This window comes from Sphingobacterium sp. UBA5996 (assembly GCF_002429765.1).
Lineage (GTDB): Bacteria > Bacteroidota > Bacteroidia > Sphingobacteriales > Sphingobacteriaceae > Sphingobacterium.
The window spans coordinates 21,013-39,988 of the sequence record NZ_DJAS01000021.1; the positions used below are offsets into that span (position 1 = coordinate 21,013).

The following is an 18,976-nucleotide window of genomic DNA, read 5'->3' on the forward strand; positions in this document are numbered from 1 at the left end:
GACAATTTAATGGTGTTTACGTACAATCTGAAAGCTAATCATATGCTGTAAATAGTTCAGATAAAAAGGACATAAATTATTATTCGTTTCTATAGGTTTTTGGCGACACCCCCACTATTCTTTTAAAGTATCGGCAAAAGACACTCGTTTCTTCGAAATGAAGCTCGCTGCTAATTTCTTTAATTGATAAATTAGAAGATTTCAATAGTGTTTTAGCATGTAGAATGGTGATATGATCAATCCACTGTAATACAGATTTTCCAGTTCTCTGTTTCAGGAAGGTGGAAAGATATTGTGGTGTTAAATGTAGCTTATTAGCATAAAACGCAACGCTTCTTTGTTGGTTTGCATGTTTTGAAATGAGTAGATAAAAATCGTCTATAATCTCATGTGTGCGGTTTTTAACCAAGCTTTTGTTACTCGGTAAAGAAGAATATACTTCAGAAATCATACTTATGAGAACCATAACAAGATGTCGAAGCATTTCCGTTTTATTATGGCTAGGTTTTTTATTATAGAAATTTTGTATAAGCGTCAATAAATCATTTTGCAACTTAATTTCTTCAGGTTGAAGTCTGATAACTGGCTGCCATCTCATTTGGTTGTTCATTACAAACTCACGTAAAATTGGAAATGCTGTAATAAAATCTAACGAAAGACCAATGGTTACAATTTGGGCATCGTCACTCAATGATTTTGTATCCATCATCAATTGCGGCTGTAAAACAGCAATATCCCCTGCGCTCATTTCATATTCTAAAAAATGAATCTGTGCTTTCATGGATCCTTGTATCAGAAATCCTAGTAATAAACCATCAAATAGACGGCTATTATTTGTATATTCCTTTTTAGGGTCATTGTGCTGATTGAGAATAACTATTCCTTCCGTCTTTTTTGAAGAATCAAGATTGTACAATTTATAGACATTATCCAAAGTTATCAATAGAGCCATTTGCAAATATCTAAAAATTGAAATCATATATTAAATTAATAAGGTGCTAAATCATCAACATGAGGTAATTCATCTCATTATCAGCAATATAAACCTATAACACTTTCTATATCAGTAAGAAAAAAGTTTGAAAAAAAAACTGGAGCATTTAGAAGTAGAGAACTATTAATATGGCCATCATTAACTAAATTAGAAATACAAAACAGTTAATGATAAGCCTATGAAATCCATCTTTGTAAAACGAATTGTTGCCAACATTAAAACACCTGATACGGCTATTGCCGCGCATTTCTACGGTGAAATACTTGGGCTGGAAGTATTGATGGACCATGGCTGGATCACAACTTATGGAAATGGGGAACAGGTGGAGGTACAGGTGAGTTTCGCAGAAGAAGGTGGTTCGGGGACAAAGGTTCCAGATCTTTCTATAGAGGTGAATGACGTAGACGCCGTGTATAACCGAATGAAAGAGGTAGGTTTTGCTATTGAATATGGACCGGCCAATGAACCGTGGAATGTGCGGCGGTTTTATGTTCGTGACCCTTTCGGAAAGCTTATCAACATCCTTCAGCATAAGAACGGATAATCAAAATCCTCTATAATTTTTATTTTCAACATGGTGACAATGACAAAAGAAATTTGTAAAGAAAGGCTAATATTGAATGACCTTCAACCGAATGATCATCCCTTTATTCCTCCATTGCCTGCGTCCGACCTATTCCGGTACACCCGCAGCAGATGACTGAGCCTAGTGCTTCCGATTTCGAGCCCGCTTATGGTTACATCTACCAAGCCCTTTGGACAGCGGTACATCAAATGAAGGCTTGTAGATTTTCCGACACCTTTCCTAATGATTTTTTCGTCGTGGATTTCTGTCCAGGAATAATATGCGCCGCCAAGCCTTTTGATGCCATGGTTCCCGATCACCAACTGCGCGTCACGGTTCAAAAAATCATGAACCGTGATCCAAAAATTGACACCACCAAAATAGATAATAACGGCCCCCACTATGTAACTCAGGATCGCACTTAAAGAAAGCGGATTATCCTTTGGAAAGAACACCCAGAGGCCACCCGCTGCGATGATGAGTACAGTGAGAAAAATATACCCCCCCTGTTTCCAACGGGAAAATCTTATCACGGTTTCTTCCGGAACATCCGGATCCAAGTCATGTGTGTTTAGCTTCTCCATATTATACCTTCTATTCAGCTTCAACTTCCTGTGCCGCTTGCTATTCTGTGTAGATTACCAATTTTTATTCACGTTAATAATTCGTTTCAACCAAGAGATTCGTTTTAATCTTTTAAGATAAAGGCAATTAAGCAACATTTGGCAAACTTATCTGTACCAGCATTGTGCTGATATACTTTTGAATTATTTAAAACGTATTGAATGGAAAGTATATCAAAACAACGTATATTTCGAATATAGATGGAATTCCATCTATCAATGAACCTAGTATAAAGCAGTTTCTAAATAAAAATACTGCCAGCAAAACACTATTGTCTCGACAGTATTGAGTTGGTAAATTTTATAGTGTTATGATTTTGGACACTTTATGAAACAGTATCGTAGAACAGCAATTTCTATCTCTTCACCGATACACTCCTACTCTATTTCTACCGAGTAAATTACCCATTACATCAATATTCCAATAATTACACATTTTCTAATATTTGAACATTTTTAAAACGGTTGCCATAATGCTTAGCGGTGCTTTTTTGCCCGCGTTAATGGCTTCCTTTTTTTATGCTTTGCAGGAGCCTTAATCTTTTTCTGTGCTGTTTCCATCCGCTTTCTCCAAGTCACGATCTGAGACTCTTCGTAAATAGGTAGGCCTTCGTCTGTAAGTAACCCCATAGACTTGGCCAAGCTAAGGCTAAGCTTTGCAGATTTGCTGTTTGCTTTTTTCCAGGTCAGCTGATCTTGCTTGATATCCTTCTCATACGCACCGATAGCCTTTTTTATAATTGCCAGTTCCTTTTTGTACTCCTTCAGCTTTCGATAAAGAATCATTAGACGGTTATATGCCATTGCCTGTAATGGATCTTTGCTTATAACCACGCTATAGATATTTATAGCATCGCTTGTTTTGCCTTCAATTTCTTTCGACCTGGCCTCTTTTAACAGCTCGTTTTTGGATTTCTTACTTGCGGCCATACTTATTTTTTATCGTCCAACATTATCCATACCGGTGCATGATCACTTGCTTTCTCCCAGCCCCGCACATGGCGGTCGATTCCTCCTTCTGATAATCTCGGTGCGATCATCGGACTAAGGTCGTATCTGCCATGTTTTTATTTTTATTGTCTGCCATAATAAAAGATTTTACAATAGAACGCACTGAGTAGGGATAGAGTTTGACGGTTTTGAGTTTTTACCGGGAGAGGAAATAACGATTACTGTAATGCCTCCTTGGAACTATGAAATCAATAAGGCGTAGATAAAAAAGAAATGAAGATATATGAAAAGAGCTTCCTTCCGTTTAAGGGAAAGAAAGCTCTTTACTTAATTTTCTGTCGAATGGGTACACACCAGAAACTGCCTATTGACAGGTTATTTTAAAAGACTTTGTACTTTATTGAAAAGTGTTTCACCCCGTAGGTTTGTTGCTACAATCTTCCCCTGGCTGTCAATTAGCACATTTTGCGGAATCGCCCGAACGCCATAGAGTGCTGCCGCAGGCTCTTTCCAGCCTTTGAGGCTAGAAACATGGTACCAGGGCATCCCATCCTTGTTAATCGCCTCCGTCCAGCGTGTCTTGTCATCGTCTAGCGAAACACTCAGCACGGTAAATCCTTGCTTTTTAAATGCTTCATAGGTATCCACAACATGCGGATTTTCTTTTCGACAAGGCCCACACCAGCTGGCCCAAAAGTCTACCAAGGTATACTTGTTTTTAACGATCACCTCTTTCAGACTCAGCTCATGGCCGTCTGGTGTGGTCGATACAAAATCTTTATAAAGCTGCCCTGTCAGGACTCCTTTGGCCGCCGACAGGCGGTCGCCAAGCTGCTTGCCCAAGGCACTATTTTTCACCTCAGTACTAAGTTTGTCGTAATAAGGATAGGTTGTCTCATAATTGACATTGCCACCTGCTACTTGATTTAAATGGTATAAGGAAACATAGGATCCGGGATTTTCTTCAACAAACTGATGAATCGCCTCCCGCTTAAACCGTGTGTATTGGTCCAAGCCCGCGAGAAGCTCGGTAACATACGCTTTTTTTTCCTCGCCCTCAGGCATATTTTTAAAACGCACAAATCCATCGATCACTTTGCGGTCGGCAGGTCTTAATTTCTGGGCCAGCTTTTCGTGTGCTTCAGTGAATGCTGTACCATATATTCGCGCATAACTCAACGAATCTTTTGTTTCGACATGGACTGTCCCCTCCGCAAGAAAAAGATCGATACGATCGCCAGATTCGATATTGTCCATGGATAAATGAGCTAGCGTAGGGTCGGTCAATTGGCCACTTAAGACAAAGGTACCACCAGTTACCAGCATACTATCGACGACTTTTACCGTGTCGCGTTGGTAATATAGTTTGACATACTTTCCATTGTTGGCTTTCCCTATTTTTCCCTTAACCCTAAACTGACTACTTTGCGAGAATGCGGAATAGGCTCCTAATAGCAGGGCAACTGCTGTGATGATTATTTTCATTTTTTTTGATATTTAAATAGTTTTTAATTGACTGCACGCCAATTAATCGATTGTATTTTGATGAGATCCTTCCAAGTGCTATTGTCCTGCAACTGCAATTCAACGATATTTGGGTTATTGCCCACTTTAAAGCGACGAAGAATGCCTTTTTGATCCTTGTAGCTGGCGATATAGAGACTATTGGTCAAATGGTCGATCTGGGTATCAAACTTAATCATGGTAATCGTATCTGTTCCTAGTTCTGGAAAAGTATAAATCTTTTCAAAACCGGGATTATAATCATAGGCATAGAGCTTGCTGCCCACAAAATAGCATATAATACTGCGATTGGATGAAAAGGCATATCCTTCTGCTTTATCAAAATCCGTAGCAATGGATTTGACCGTATAAGCATTCCGTTTTGCCGGATTCGTTCCATTTGCATAAAACTTGTAGATATGGTAACTATTATCTTTGTCTTTCATCAAGGCAAATGAATTACCATTATTGGAGCCTCCATCAGTGTTCCGGGTATTTTCAGCATAGACCAATGTACGGCCCACGGGTTGATTCCAGGGGAACGCTTCGCCATCTTTATCCGCAAGTAAAGTGGAGGTCGTAGACAATCCGATACCGGTATAATTCAGGAAGCGCTGATAACGGGTATCATACCACATGACATTGTTCATGCTATTGATAGGATATAGTAAATAGGGTGCAGCGGGAATCAGTTCATCCGGGGCCGCCGCTACCCTATTCACAGGATTGTTGTAAAAGTCACCTGCCATCAACAGGGGTACGTTTGCAAAAATATCGCCGCGCTGGGTTACCAAGGCACGATAAAGGGTACTACCGATATCGCCGGTAGCTGTGCGTATCTGCGGTGCAATAACGACGGGATTTAGCGTTTTGGGATCTATATGATCGGACATAAACACGTAACGTCCCAGATGATTGTCCACCGTAGCAGTCATCGATGCTCGGTCTAAAAAGTAGCCCCCTTCACGGGTCATCGCCCACAATCTGACGTAAGCACTCGAGCCACCGGTATGTACCATCCCCAATGGTCCTCGAAGACGAGGTAAGCCTGACCCCGATAGTATGTGCCTGACATGGACGGTATCGCTCTGCATCGAGAGCATTTCTGCCTCAGCATAGCCTTCCGGATCCTCTCCCATGATCAAAATCCCTCTGGAATAAGGCGATACGACTTTGAGCTTGACATTGCTTGCCCAGGAGACACCGGTCATTTTGTCAAGCACCCGGTAAAAAATAGCATATTCCCCCGGCGCTAAGCGAACTGGATAATTGATATCTTTTACGCTGCTGAGGGTATCAAAAACTTTATTGTCAATTCTGAGAATCCAATTATAATGGTAACGGGTGAGATCATTGCCGTCCATAGAAGCGGTAATGTTTGGGGTTATACTTAAGGTATCAAGTCCTGTCCGTAAAGTATATTCTTCGTTGATATCTTTGATTGTCAATTCGTTTATTTCCTGGTAATCGTAATTACCAAGGTCTTTGCTGCAGGCTCCTAGGATAAATAGGAAGACTGCGCCAATGATTAACTGATAGGTTTTCATTTCAAAATAACTTGTTAATTCCTACTGATTTCGCTCTTCTTTTTATTCTATCTTATCCGCCCGGGACCCACGGGACGCCCAGATATGAGGTCCAGGGTACTGTGCCCATCCACATCAGCCGGCCATCATCTTCGAGAACAGGCTTTCCTTCATTATAGCGGTTAACTAGAACTTTTGTCGCATCGCTGGCGATAAGCATCATCCTGGCCATTGGCATAGTCTCCGCGGCGCCAAAGTCTTCATATTTGAGTCCTAAATATTCGGCTAAAAACTCCATTTTGCGCCTCGAGAAAACGCCGAACAATCCTGACTCCCTATTTCCGGCTTGCAAGGAACCTGACCATACAGCGGGCTGCACCATCACATCATTGATATGCAAAGAATGCAGGGTGGCATCAAATTGTGGCACCACAGTACCTGAATTTAATGAAGGGATAGAATGCCATTCGGGAAAGGAAAGTGCAAAGTCTTTGGTGGCTACAAGTTTTAGTCCTAGAGTTACGGGTTTTTCTTCGAGATCGGCTGTACGCTTAAGCCGCACATTGACTTGCGCCGAAACAGCACCGGCGGGCAGAATATATTGGTCCTTTAAAGCCTCGTAATGCTGTCCCAAAATCGCGTTAGTGGAGTCTGGATTGACCTCCACCCGGTAAATCCGATCATACGACTTGCTAGGGCCTGTGATCATCACCTGAACCGGAAAATCAATTTCGTCGGTACTCATGCGTACAAAGTCTATATGGGTAAAGGGTTGATAAGGCCATAGATTTGGAAGATACTCGTTTGTACCATGACGCATCGCGAAATAGACGCCTTCCTTACCTTCATAGGACATGATTTCTTTTTTGCAGGCCGTAAATAGTATAAACAGCTGAAAAAATAGGATATAAACGGTTGTTCTTTTCATAATTGCATACCTAATTAATAACGTTGTGAGGTTTCACTGTCCGGTAGTGGAACAGTGTAATTGGTAAGTACCATGGTCCTTTCCGGACTGATGTTAAGTGTGGACGAATTGGGCAAAGCCTGCATAGCATTCCTTTTATAATAAAAAAACTGCTGTCCTTCACCCAACATTTCGCGCCTGAATTCTTTGGTGATTTCGGCTTTCAGTGCCGCCTGATCCACGGGTGCAAGCGACACGCAGTTGCGCGCGGTGCGCAAGCTATTGAAATAGGCCGTCGCCTTGGTCAGTTCGGGGGAGCATTCTGCCGCAATCAGCAACACCTCGGACAGTCTGATAAGCGGGATCATATAACGCCCGGGCCCATTGATCACATCGGCATATTTCATATTGGTCGTCGCGGTGGTCGTACCATTGGAAGCACTTTGCCAAATCCGACGACGGAAATCATTGTTATCATCATAAATGGCTCTTACGCGTGTATCGTTGACATCGCCGTTGGAAAAAGAAAGTTTGTTATTGGATTGCAGGCTGACATCAAATAATCTATTGTACATCTCCTTTCTATTAATATTGTATAAGGAGAACATCACTTCGGTCGAAAACATCCGGTCTGGCTTGTCAACACTTACAGCACTTGCAAAGGTGACAAAGGGGAAAGTCATCTTGTCAGCCGAATGTACTTCGGTCAAAAGCTCTTCGGCATATTTTAATGCTGCTGTCCGATCGCCCATCCAAAGGTATGTCCTTGCCAATAATGCCTTTACTGCATAGTAATTGAGCCTATACTGCCGATAATAAAGATCATTTTCCCCCGTCGGGCTACCTTGATTACGCACACCTTCTGTCCGTATCGGATCACTGTCTTGCAGCAATAAAAGACCGGCTTCAAGATCCGCAACAACATGCCCGGTAAACTCTTCGGATCCAAGTAACGGTGAGATGTCATAACTGATTTTGTCGATGTAGGGTAACGCTGGCTTGTACTTGTTGTCTTCGGAATAGATCGGCCCAAACAACCGGAGCATATCAAGGTGGATCATCGCCCGCAACGCCAGTGCCTCACCTTTGATGATTCCAAAATAGGGCTGCGGAAGGATCTCACTCGGTGCATTCCCACATTTGTCCAGAATGACGTTGCAATTGGCGATAAGCTCATAGGCTTTTTTCCAAATCTGCTCGAAGCCAGATTTGACACTCGCTTCTGTATAGACAAAGTTGTTATACTTGTCAAACACATGTGTAGAGCCATTGATGTAGTAATATTGTGCCAGGACGTCTATAATTCCGGTACTCATATGCTGTCCGTAAAGATCCGTACTGGCCATTTCGACGTAGACGCCGTTGATCGCTTTCATAAAGCCAGCCCGATTGACAAAAAGCTGTTCCTCTCCCAGCCTGTCGGCAGGCTTGACATCAATCCATTTGCTGCACGAGCTTGCTACAAGGGTGAGACCTGAAATCAGGATAATGTACTTTAGTATTTTCATTTTTTAGATCTTTAATTATTAAAACCGAACGCCAGCCGAAAATGAGACTGACCGTGCGAAGGGATAATCTATTCCGCGTTCATTTGTTATCGTCGAAAGATGGAAGATATCATTCATATAAGCCCTAAAAGTTACCGAAGAGGCCCGGATCGATCTTAACCAGCCAGCTGTAGTAGTCTCGTATCCAACCGAAAATGCCTCACCGACGAGCATATTGTTATCCGCGACAAACCGCGATGAAATGGGTGTCTGGTCTGTATTGGAAATCGCTTTGAATTTTGCCTCATCCCCCGGTTGCTTCCAGCGGTCGTACAAGGCCCGTTTATCCTGATTAAGTGCGACATCCCTTGCCGAAATATTTTCTACCTTTTCAAAAAGCGTCTGCATAAATGATTGTCCCCCCCATCTGTAGCGCAAGTTAACCGAAGCCGAAAAACCCTTGTAGTAGAAGCTGGTACCTAATATTCCTTCGAGGTCGGGATCGCTGTTTCCAACAACAACTTCATCTTTGTAATCGTGCACAAAAGTCTGTTGGTCATTCTTATTCAGGAAGATCTCCCGTCCGGTCGCGGGATCGATACCCAAAGACCTCACGGCCCAAAGGTCGGATGGGCTGCCCCCGTCATAATAGCGGATGAGATTACGGCTTTTATTGGCCTCGTTAAAATTGTTGAGCTGATTGCCAATATTTTGATATTGTGCTTTTAGCTGTCGCATATTTAGGTTGACACGCCAGTTAAACTGCTCTCTTCGAAGCAAAGTGTAATCACCAGCTATTGTAAAACCATGGGTAACCTGTGCGCCCATATTTTTAGCCACGGTATTTACACCTGTAGAGGTGGGTAATGAAACAAGCACTAATAAGGGATCTGTACTCTTTACGAAATAATCGAGATTGAGGCGAAGCCGGCTTTTAAATATCGTAAGATCGAGGCCTAAATTGCGGTCCAATGTTGTCTGCCAACGGAGTCCGCTATTGCCCATATTGCTAATAATTGTACTCGCGCCAAAGGGATTACGGTTGTCATTATTATAACGGTAAACACGCATGGATATGTAATCGTCGAAATTCTGATTACCGGGATTACCAATCGTAGCTCTCAAACGTAATTGATCAATCCAATGAAATTGTTTGAAAAAGCTCTCATTATGTGCGTTCCAGGCTAAACCCAAAGACCATATGGTCGAAAACTGACGTTCGGATCCAAATACCGAAGAACCGTCAGATCTTAAGGTCGCGTCCAACAGGTAGCGTTTATCGTAAGAATAGCCCATATTCATAAAGAAGCTAGCACCACGTCGCTTGGATTGCGTGTAGTCTGCACGCTGTCCTTCGGGATAGCCTAAAGCGAAATTTGGGTTTGAGAACTCATCATCAATAAACCCTCGGACCTGATAACTACTACGTTTGTTAGTGGCCTGCTCCATACGTGCTCCCAGTACGGCATTGAGCATATGTTTGTCTGCGAAGAGCTTCCCATAGGTGAGACTAAAATCGCCGTCATAATTTACATTTTTACCATTGTTTTCCTGATAGGATCCTTTCTGCAATTGGTCTGTACCCACAAATTCCACATTAAAGGGCGAACGGAATATTTCGTCGTGCAAATTTAAACTGCGCAGACCGAAACGCCCCCTCGCCCGCAACTCGGGCAACATGCGCCACTCTATTTCAAAATTATTGGTAAAGCCCTCGGATCCTTGTGTATTTATGTTCAAATTGTTGAGATCGTAAAAAGGGCTATAAATTGGATCATAACCGGAACGGCTCGCGCTAAAGTCTTCCACTACCATTTTGATGTTTCCATTTTCATCGTATTTGCGGTGATAGGGATTGGCCCTCGAAAATGTGGAAAAAGGAGAAACTTCCTTATTCGCCACTACATGGTCGATACTCAATGAATTGGTAAATGATAAATCTCCTTTTCGATACAAGAGACGAATATTGCCGTTAGTTGTCTTTCGTTGTGAAGCTTTCATGACGCCGTTGACAATACCATGGTTAACAGAAACGCTATATCGTAAGCTTTGGTCGCCACCTTCTGCAAAAAGTGTGTGCCGTTGATTGACCGCAGTGCGCAAGGGTTCGTTTGCCCAATAGGTATTGACACCGCGACGCACTTCTCTTAAGCGCTCTAAATAATTAGCTTCACTGACGGGATTAGCCCCCAATATAATCTGCCCTTTGTCATCGAGCATGCCATAGAAGCCAGACAACAACTCAAATTGCAATTTTTCTTCGGCATTCATGAGGTTATAGTCAGTGAGGTCTGCAAAGCTAACGCTCCCATTGAGTGTATAGTTGATCCGGAGCTGTCCGGGCGTAGGGCGTTTTGTTTCAACCACCACCACGCCGTTGGCGGCTTTAGAGCCGTAAATGGCCGACGCGGCGGCATCCTTGAGTAAAGTGATGCTTTCGACACGGTCCATACTGAGATCCGCTATCACGGCCAATGTACTCTCGAAACCGTCTAAAATAAAAAGTGGCTGATTGGGGTTGGAACTGTATTCGTCAGCGATACCAATCACACTGCTTTTGCCCCTAATCTCGATATCGGGTAAGCGATTCGGATCAGATCCAAACTGGTTATTATCCACAATGGCGAAAGAGGGATCCAAGGTTTTGAGACTCTGCAATACATTTTGATTGCCCACCATCTTCAATTCCTTGGCTGTATAAGTGGATGAAGAGCCGGTAAAACTTTCCTTGTTACGTTGGTAGATCCCTGTAACAACAACATCTTTGATTTCAGTAGCAGCAGCGGGCTCAAGTTTTACTTCAAGAAACTTTTGACCGCTGTAAACAACTTCTTTAGGTTTCATACCGAGGTAACGGAATAGTATGATAAGGTTTTCGTCTTGTATGCTTGTAGCAAGCAACTGAAACTGCCCTTTTGAATCGGTGGTAGTTACTCTATTTGTTCCCTTTATCTGTACAGTGACACGCTCCATGCGCTCACCTGACTCGGCATGGATGACTCTTCCGGTAATCCGTTGCTGTTGAGTAGAAATTGTAGCGGACTGGATTTTCGAACTGTTTTTTTCTAAATTATAAAAAGAAATCGTTCGATCTTCTACCTGATACGTTACAGGCTGATTGCGCGTCACTATGCTGAGAAACTGGTCCAGTTCCATGTTTTTGACGTCTATCGTAAGAGGCACAGTACTGCTTAGAGTATGCTTGGTACTGAAAATGCTGTAGCCCGTTTGCTGGCGAATGGCTTGAATCACTACCTCCAGGGAAACATTACGGCCTTTGAAGGTAATTTGTTGTGAATAACTTTTAGCACTCACAGCGCATATTCCAGTCAATAGTAAGAATAGTGTAATTCTCATCACTTTTAATAAGTAATTTTTATTCATTAAATTTACGTGGGTTTGGTTAGTGCAAAATCTGCTAATTGAGTTAGTTTGGTTTTGTTGCAACCGATAATCAAAGGAAAGGATGGCCGTCCTTTCCTTCTTTTATTCGGCTCTTTCTGGTCAATAAGTCTGTGTCATCATCATCGTTGTTTAGGTAAATAGTTTTTTTAATAAATAATAAGTTCTCGCTTTTGGATATCCAGTTGATAGCGTACATCTGCGGCATCCAACAACCGGAGTACAAGGTTAATTTTTTCATTGCGATAGGCATCTCCCACCAATTCGACGTCTGGTATCTTGCCGCTATACTTAATGGTTAAATCATACCAACGACCTATTTCAGCCATTGTCTCTTCAAAGGATTTACCGTCAAAATTAAATTTGCCCTCCTTCCAGGCAATCTCCATCTGCGCATCTACAGTTTTTATTTTTGTCAGATTTCCGCGGGTGCTAGCCTGTTGTCCCGGGTTCAGAATGATTTTTTGGTCAGCTACATGGATATTGACTTTGCCTTCCAACAAGGTTGTTTTTGCAAATGCCTGCGTAGAGTATCCGTTGACATTGAATTGTGTACCGAGGACCTCTACGATCTGTCTTTTGGTCTTTACGAAAAAAGGAATACGCTGTCCTTTCGTGCTGAACTGTCCTTTTACCATAAAAAATGCTTCTCCATCTAGCTCCACTTCTCTCTCAGTAGATGCAAACTTTGCGGGATAACGTAATCGTGAATCGGAGTTTAACCAGACCTGTGTACCGTCTGATAAGGTAATGTGATAGACGCCACCTTTGGGAACATACAATTGCAAATCGCCCATCTTGTCCAGATCGACACTGCTTGCTAAACTTCTTCCGTCTGCATAATGAATCGCTCCATCCACAACAATCCCGTCTTGTGCAGTATCTAACACGACCTTTCGCCCATCCGCTAAAAGGAGAACTGCGCGAGGCCCACCGGGCAAAATATCATGTGAGGAGGACTGCACTGCAACATCCGGAGATTTAACGTGCGTATTCCTGTTAATTCCAAACCATGCCAACGATGAAAGTATCAATAACACGGCTACAGAAGCAGCCCAAAATTTCGCCTGCATCCAATAAACATTGTTTTTATCTGCTGGCTGCTCGATCCTGATTTTGGTGAGCAGACCTTTGAGCATACGCTCACGGAGCTGTTCCTTTTGCAAAGGTTCATCAGTAGCGATGGTCACCTCTTCATCCAAATGACTGTTGTACCATTCCGTAAGTTCGGCCAATTCCTGTGGAGAAATTATACCCGTCTGAAATTTGACTATTAAATCTTCTATATAATTAAGATCGTTATGCATGAATTAAAAATTGGTAGTAAGGGTGTTTCCTATCTAAATAGACAGTAAAAAAGACGGGTAGGGTGAGTCTGCCCAACAATTTTTTTATTAGCGAAGGTAAATTGAGAAAAAAACAATGATCGTAAGAAATTCGGTATTGTTTCCTAGATCTTTTTTCGCTTTTTTAAGATGTGATTTGACCGTATTTTCTGACAAATTGAGCTTGTCAGCGATCTCCTTCGTTGTGAGACCTTCATTTTTGTTCATAACAAAAACAAGTTGACACTGTGGCGGCAGGTTTTTGATGGCATTATCAATCTGTTGTTGGAGCTCCTGAATGATAAGTTTCCGCTCTGGCGAAATCGAATCGATGACATCTTCTTCCGGACTGTATCCTGCTAATTTTTGGCGCTTCTGCTTATTCTGATAGATGATGTTGAAAGTCTGGTTGCGGACCGCCCGCGCTAAGTAACTGGATAGTTTTTCATTTTGCAAACTGAAAGTTGAGCGAAGTTTCCAAAGTTTACAAAGCACATCCTGCACACATTCCTCAGCTTCCTCCAGATTGCCCAAGCGATTAAATGCAACAGCCAACATCTTATCCCAGTATCGGTCATAAATTTCTATTAACACGCGCTCATCGTTGGTATTGAAGAGGGTCAGGAGATCATAGTCGCTATATTTTTTATAATTAAGCATTTAGGCGGAATGTAAAGCAAAGCTAAAAAAAATCTTCTTATTCAAGAATAAAAGCGATAACAATGTATCACGACTGGGGTGTTAACTTAGGTTGCATACCAGTTTAAGAATAGGTAATTATGAAAAAAATTATTTTCACATGGTTTATATTAATCCTGTCGATCTTCGTTTACAGACAAAATACGATATGGTTCGCTTATATAAACAATCAATTTTCTTTGCCTTATATATAACAAATATGCTTAGCATTAATAGTTTTAAAGCTTTGCTAGCGCATCAATTTCTCTTTTTTATCTACCGCCACCGCCACCTGGGCCAATACTTCCGCCCAAATTACTGACCATGGCAGATAATGTAAACGACGAAGTAACCGTTGGATTGCTAAATTTTCCACCCAAGTATAGTCCGTTAAACTCATTAGCATCGGCAACTGAAGATACACTTACCAGCTTGTAGGACGCTCCTACTGATAAGCTTCCATTGGAGACCAGTAATGTTGAAAAAGAAACAGGCGATTTAAATGTTAATACCTCAGTATTATCCTTATCAAGAACACTATAGATCTGGCTGGCGCTGCCTCCACTCAAAATAGCCGAAGGTTGTGTAGAAACACTTGCAGTTGGAGAACTTGTGGCTCCCCCGACTCCGACCATAAGTCCGCCGGTAACCTTAAAGGTGTTGTTATCACAATCGAACCCTTCTTCTGGACTCTTTGCACCGATAGCAAAAATATGTCCTCCTGTAATTGTTATCGTTCCATTGGAATCTACCCCATCATTTGTGGTACTATAGGCTACGATTGTTCCTCCATTGATATAAATTGCTTTACCGGCATTGATCGCATCATCAATAGCTTTGATATAAATTTCACCATTGTTGATGCTAAGGGTCGCCTTGCTTTCAATTCCCTCTCCACCTGATCCGGTGGTTTCAATATTGATTTTTCCGCCATTTATAATCACATCGGGTATTATAGTCGCGTCTCCATCCTCATAGGAAGCAACAATCCCATCGTCAGCAACTTTTAAAGTGATTTCTCCTCCATTGACAATAATCCGACCTTTTTCAGCTTCAATACCATCGGAATTTGCTACAATATTTATTTTTCCGCCATCAATATAGATACCGTCGTTACTGTGTAAGCCATCCGAAATAGCATCGGAAACTTGAATATTTCCTTCCACAATCCGTATATAATCGTCGCTGGCTATGGCATGCTTAGTTTTGCCAGAAACAGCTAATGTGCCGGTCCCAGAAAATATTAATTGTCCCTCGCTGAAAATTGTGCCTTTTTGATCTTCATTAGATGCTGCATACGTAGCCGCATCTGTAAGCTTGTTTTCTTTCCCGTCCGCAAGTACAATAAATGCTCTTTTTCCCGACTGAATATTAATTGCAGGCCCGTCATTGTTCGTAATTGAGACTGCATTTAAGGTGATTTTGAATTTCTTATCGGAATAGATCTTGAATGACCCACTTGCTGTTGAGCCTGTAAGCTCATAGGCAACACCGCTTGCTGAAGAGTTGACAACAACATCAGCTCCAGATTGGGTAATAGTAACCCCGGAAACTGGATTTTCAATAGTAGCGAAATTGCCATCGAAGTTTATCCTTACGGTGCCGTTGAAAGTGGAGTTTGCAACAAGATCATCGTCGTCCGCTCCAGTTTCCTGACTCCCTTCAACCGTACCACTTTTTGAAGTCGAACTAATGTTTATCGCTGTACTGGTTTCGATAACCTCCCCTGACTCGGATTCTGCTTTTTCATCTTTTGAACATGAAGCGATGGAGGATCCTAACATCAGGACTATTCCATAGAATATTACTTTCCTTAACATAAGTTTACTTTTTTTATCAATTCAAAGCTAACAACAACTAGTGTTAATGAATATTAAGGAGTGTAAATTAGATTAAAATTATGTTAATTAAACATTAAATAAACACACAACCATTAGTTATGCAGCCTTCCGGAGCACTGTATTTTAAATAGTTAATAATTTTTTTCTGGGACACTATTTTTCATATCTAAAATAAATTATTTATATTAGAGCAAGCCAATTGACTGAAAGCCAAACAAGTCATTAATTTAAAATATTGAGTTATGAAAAGACCTTACCTAATTATCCTGACACTTGCGCTATTTAGCAACTATATGATGATAGCCAATGGACAGCAATCAAAAAAACCACTTCCTAAACCAGTTTTAGACCCCACCATCAAGGTAGACACTAATGATCTAAAAAATAACATATTAGCTCCTTACAACCTATTTTATTTAAGTAAATATTTAAATAATCCCAATCTAAACCCCACTGAAACTGAATTGATCTATAAGAGTCTCGTAAATTTAGTCGGTAAAGATAAGCTCGATATCGTTGGAAAGAATTCTCCATATAAATTAATTGCCAGTTTTAAAGAAGGCGCTATAAATTCAAAAGCATTATTTATAAAAAAATTGTTAAACGAAAAAGATATAAAAAAAAATTCACCTGGTTTAGATTCTTTAAATGATTTACTGGAAAGATATAATAGAAAAAATGATATAATAGCGGACATCAACAATACCATCAGCCTCTTAAATGATAAAAAAAATAAAATAGAAAATATAATCAGCTTCTTGAACGAGAAAGATGATACTGTTATGGGGCAAGATTCAATATCAATTATAATTGGTAGATATAAACCCTTACTTGAGAATCCAGAATTACAAATAACAACAATCAGTCAGCTAAAGGATAATCTATTAAGTACCAATAGCTCTTTAATTAGTAATATAGCAAATGAAAACAAGAAGATAGATACAAGTCAAACATTAGCGAAAGAAACTAAGGAATTATTCGTCAAAATTGAAAAAAAAACATATGAAATGGCCGACATCTTGTTAGCGAATGGAACTTTTTCAATAGATGCAAAAAACTATCTCCAAGGACAGCAACCTAATCGGCAAGAATCTTTACAGATCAATCTTACTACCACAACGCAAAATGCGCAACAAAGTCTCAATTATACAGGATTAAGCATCCCCTCCCAATCTCAAATGATTGATGCCATGGCGATGTTCCTAGCAAAAAGAGCGAAGCAGGAAGCGGCGATATGGTTTATGGACCAGTTACGCAAAAGAGTAAACAATCCATTGATATATGATGTATTCCCTTCCACAATTGAATTGTTAAAAGGCCTCTCTGATTACCGAACCGCTAATTTCGGCTCTTCTTGGCGATACGCGATCTCCAAAGATTTTGTTGAAATGCCACGAAATGTATCCAAAAGTAGCTGGACAAAACAATTTCTAACAACAGAAATCGCAGCAAATCTCGGCATGACAGTTGAACTTGGGTATAATATCGATGGTTTGATAAAAGCCCGTTACAATTACAGAGATATCATCCGCCAATTATACCTTAACCCTACTTATAGTCCTGATCCCAATATATCATCTAATAATACGCAAAACATAAATCAATATGCACAAAATATTATTGGGCTACTTTACATAGCAACTAACGAATTGTTTACAATTAATGATAAGAACTACAGACTTCTAGGTTATGAGGAACTAAAAACATTAGATAAAAAACAATGGGATATATTAATGGAATTACTCAAATTGAAATATGGTGAAGTATTTGATAATCTACCGGGCGTCAAAGAAAATCTAATTATCAATAAGGAAAAAGTGATTGCTTGGCTGAGTCCGCTATTGATGTCATTGGGACAATTCGATAAAATTAACCAGGAACAACAGGTCTTAATTGAAAAAAATAAATCAGATCAGATGGCCAAATCGTCATACAACACATGGAGTATACTGGGACAAGTGATTGCCAATTTCGAAAATTATCCATTTGGAACAGGCCAAAAGCAAGACGTTAACCAATATTTGGAAAACATCAAAGACGTTTTCGAAATTATAGAGAATATTCAAGAGAAAAATTTTGTGGCAGCTGCACAGAACACAATGGGATTGGTAGATGCATATTACAAAGTTGGAAATCTTAAATATATCGTAAATATAGATACGTTAAAGAACATATTTTCCACCAGTTTGTCAAACAAAGAGATTACAATTGAATACAATGAAAACAAGACAATAAAAAATATAAAATTCAACAATAAGGAGCTGAGCAAGGACGATTTGGAGTTCATTAAATATATGGGCAAAAATCTACAACACCTAGCTTGGGCAGATCAACAAAAATTTCTTGAAACAAGCAAAAAAACACAGCAAGGCCAAATACTTTCAGCAAAAAAGCTGGATGATAAAAGCTTAATAAAGCTCATCAATCGCATCGCACTTTACAAAATGGTTTCAGAAACCAATAACCCAAGTGAACAAGCTGCTGCACTAACTTTATTTTCAGGTTCAATTTCAAAAGTGGATACGCTTTTCTCAGCTTTACCAAAGCTATCAGAAATGTCATATGCCAGCCAACTGGTCAAACTGTCGGGATTTTTTGGTGATGTCATTGCCTCCTCCTCATCCGCCGAACTGGCAAATGTAATCGAGTCGCATGCACTGCCTCCGACTTCTTATAAATTAAAAAGGAAAATGTCTTCATCTGTAGATTTGAATGCATATGTGGGGGCCTTTGCAGGAAGAATTGTCCCCATTGGAAACTCTTCATTAAACTGTAAATGGACGGGTGGTATAACTGCCCCTATAGGGGTTACCATACGACCTGCAGGTAACTTATTCAAATATTTAAATTTCAACGTGCAATTGTTGGAACTAGGAAATCTCGTCAATCACTATCTAATTACTCCAGACTCGGCCTACAATAAGGAAGTACATTTTAGCGAGGTCTTTAGTCCCGGAGCTAATATACTATACAATATTAAAAACACGCCTATCGTCGCATTTATAGGAGGAAAATTACTCCCGTTAAAGGCGTATTATGATGAGGGATTGAAAAAAAGATTTAATGATAAGGCTTTCGACGCTGCGATATTTAGCATTGGATTAAAAATTGATATTCCTCTTGTCAATCTTCATTCTGGTGAATAAAAGAAAGCTTTACGATAAAAGGATCGAA

The 18,976-nt window shown here is 40.6% G+C and carries 13 protein-coding genes; 2 read left to right on the forward strand and 11 right to left on the reverse strand.

Features of this window, described 5'->3' with window-relative positions; genetic code table 11:
- Positions 1-79: 79 nt before the first annotated feature.
- Positions 80-979, reverse strand: a complete 900-nt coding sequence (locus tag B3E00_RS15100; RefSeq protein WP_293939105.1) for a helix-turn-helix domain-containing protein — start codon at positions 977-979, stop codon at positions 80-82.
- A gap of 193 nt (positions 980-1,172) precedes the next feature.
- Here B3E00_RS15100 and B3E00_RS15105 point away from each other — a divergent pair, with 193 nt between their 5' ends.
- Complete coding sequence (locus B3E00_RS15105) at positions 1,173-1,538, forward strand: VOC family protein (RefSeq protein WP_209575319.1); 366 nt, start codon at positions 1,173-1,175, stop codon at positions 1,536-1,538.
- A gap of 95 nt (positions 1,539-1,633) precedes the next feature.
- Here B3E00_RS15105 and B3E00_RS15110 read toward each other — a convergent pair whose 3' ends face one another.
- From B3E00_RS15110 to B3E00_RS15155, 10 genes are all read right to left on the reverse strand, one after another.
- On the reverse strand, positions 1,634-2,143 hold the full coding sequence (locus B3E00_RS15110; RefSeq protein WP_293939107.1) for a hypothetical protein: 510 nt from the start codon (positions 2,141-2,143) through the stop codon (positions 1,634-1,636).
- Positions 2,144-2,659: 516 nt separating this feature from the next.
- A complete protein-coding gene (locus B3E00_RS15115; protein WP_293939109.1) occupies positions 2,660-3,112 on the reverse strand; it encodes a hypothetical protein in 453 nt (150 codons plus the stop codon).
- Between the two features lie 396 nt (positions 3,113-3,508).
- Positions 3,509-4,618, reverse strand: coding sequence for a TlpA disulfide reductase family protein (locus tag B3E00_RS15120; RefSeq protein WP_293939111.1), 1,110 nt, complete (start codon positions 4,616-4,618; stop codon positions 3,509-3,511).
- A gap of 23 nt (positions 4,619-4,641) precedes the next feature.
- Positions 4,642-6,183 (reverse strand): PKD-like family lipoprotein, encoded by a 1,542-nt coding sequence (locus tag B3E00_RS15125; RefSeq protein ID WP_293939113.1) that lies wholly within the window; start codon positions 6,181-6,183, stop codon positions 4,642-4,644.
- Between the two features lie 52 nt (positions 6,184-6,235).
- Entirely contained in the window at positions 6,236-7,090 is an 855-nt protein-coding gene (locus tag B3E00_RS15130) for a DUF4843 domain-containing protein (RefSeq protein WP_293939115.1), read from the reverse strand.
- A 14-nt stretch (positions 7,091-7,104) separates the two neighbouring features.
- On the reverse strand, positions 7,105-8,577 hold the full coding sequence (locus B3E00_RS15135) for a RagB/SusD family nutrient uptake outer membrane protein (RefSeq protein WP_293939117.1): 1,473 nt from the start codon (positions 8,575-8,577) through the stop codon (positions 7,105-7,107).
- A gap of 18 nt (positions 8,578-8,595) precedes the next feature.
- On the reverse strand, positions 8,596-11,913 hold the full coding sequence (locus B3E00_RS15140; RefSeq protein WP_293939119.1) for a SusC/RagA family TonB-linked outer membrane protein: 3,318 nt from the start codon (positions 11,911-11,913) through the stop codon (positions 8,596-8,598).
- Between the two features lie 194 nt (positions 11,914-12,107).
- Positions 12,108-13,265: a FecR family protein gene (locus B3E00_RS15145; protein WP_293939121.1), complete on the reverse strand. Its 1,158-nt coding sequence runs from the start codon at positions 13,263-13,265 to the stop codon at positions 12,108-12,110.
- Between the two features lie 87 nt (positions 13,266-13,352).
- Entirely contained in the window at positions 13,353-13,943 is a 591-nt protein-coding gene (locus B3E00_RS15150) for an RNA polymerase sigma factor (RefSeq protein ID WP_293939123.1), read from the reverse strand.
- 290 nt (positions 13,944-14,233) lie between these two features.
- Positions 14,234-15,781, reverse strand: coding sequence for a carbohydrate-binding domain-containing protein (locus tag B3E00_RS15155; RefSeq protein ID WP_293939125.1), 1,548 nt, complete (start codon positions 15,779-15,781; stop codon positions 14,234-14,236).
- A gap of 263 nt (positions 15,782-16,044) precedes the next feature.
- On the opposite strand from B3E00_RS15155, the gene B3E00_RS15160 reads away from it, so the two are divergent.
- A complete protein-coding gene (locus B3E00_RS15160) occupies positions 16,045-18,948 on the forward strand; it encodes a hypothetical protein (protein WP_293939127.1) in 2,904 nt (967 codons plus the stop codon).
- Positions 18,949-18,976: the final 28 nt, after the last annotated feature.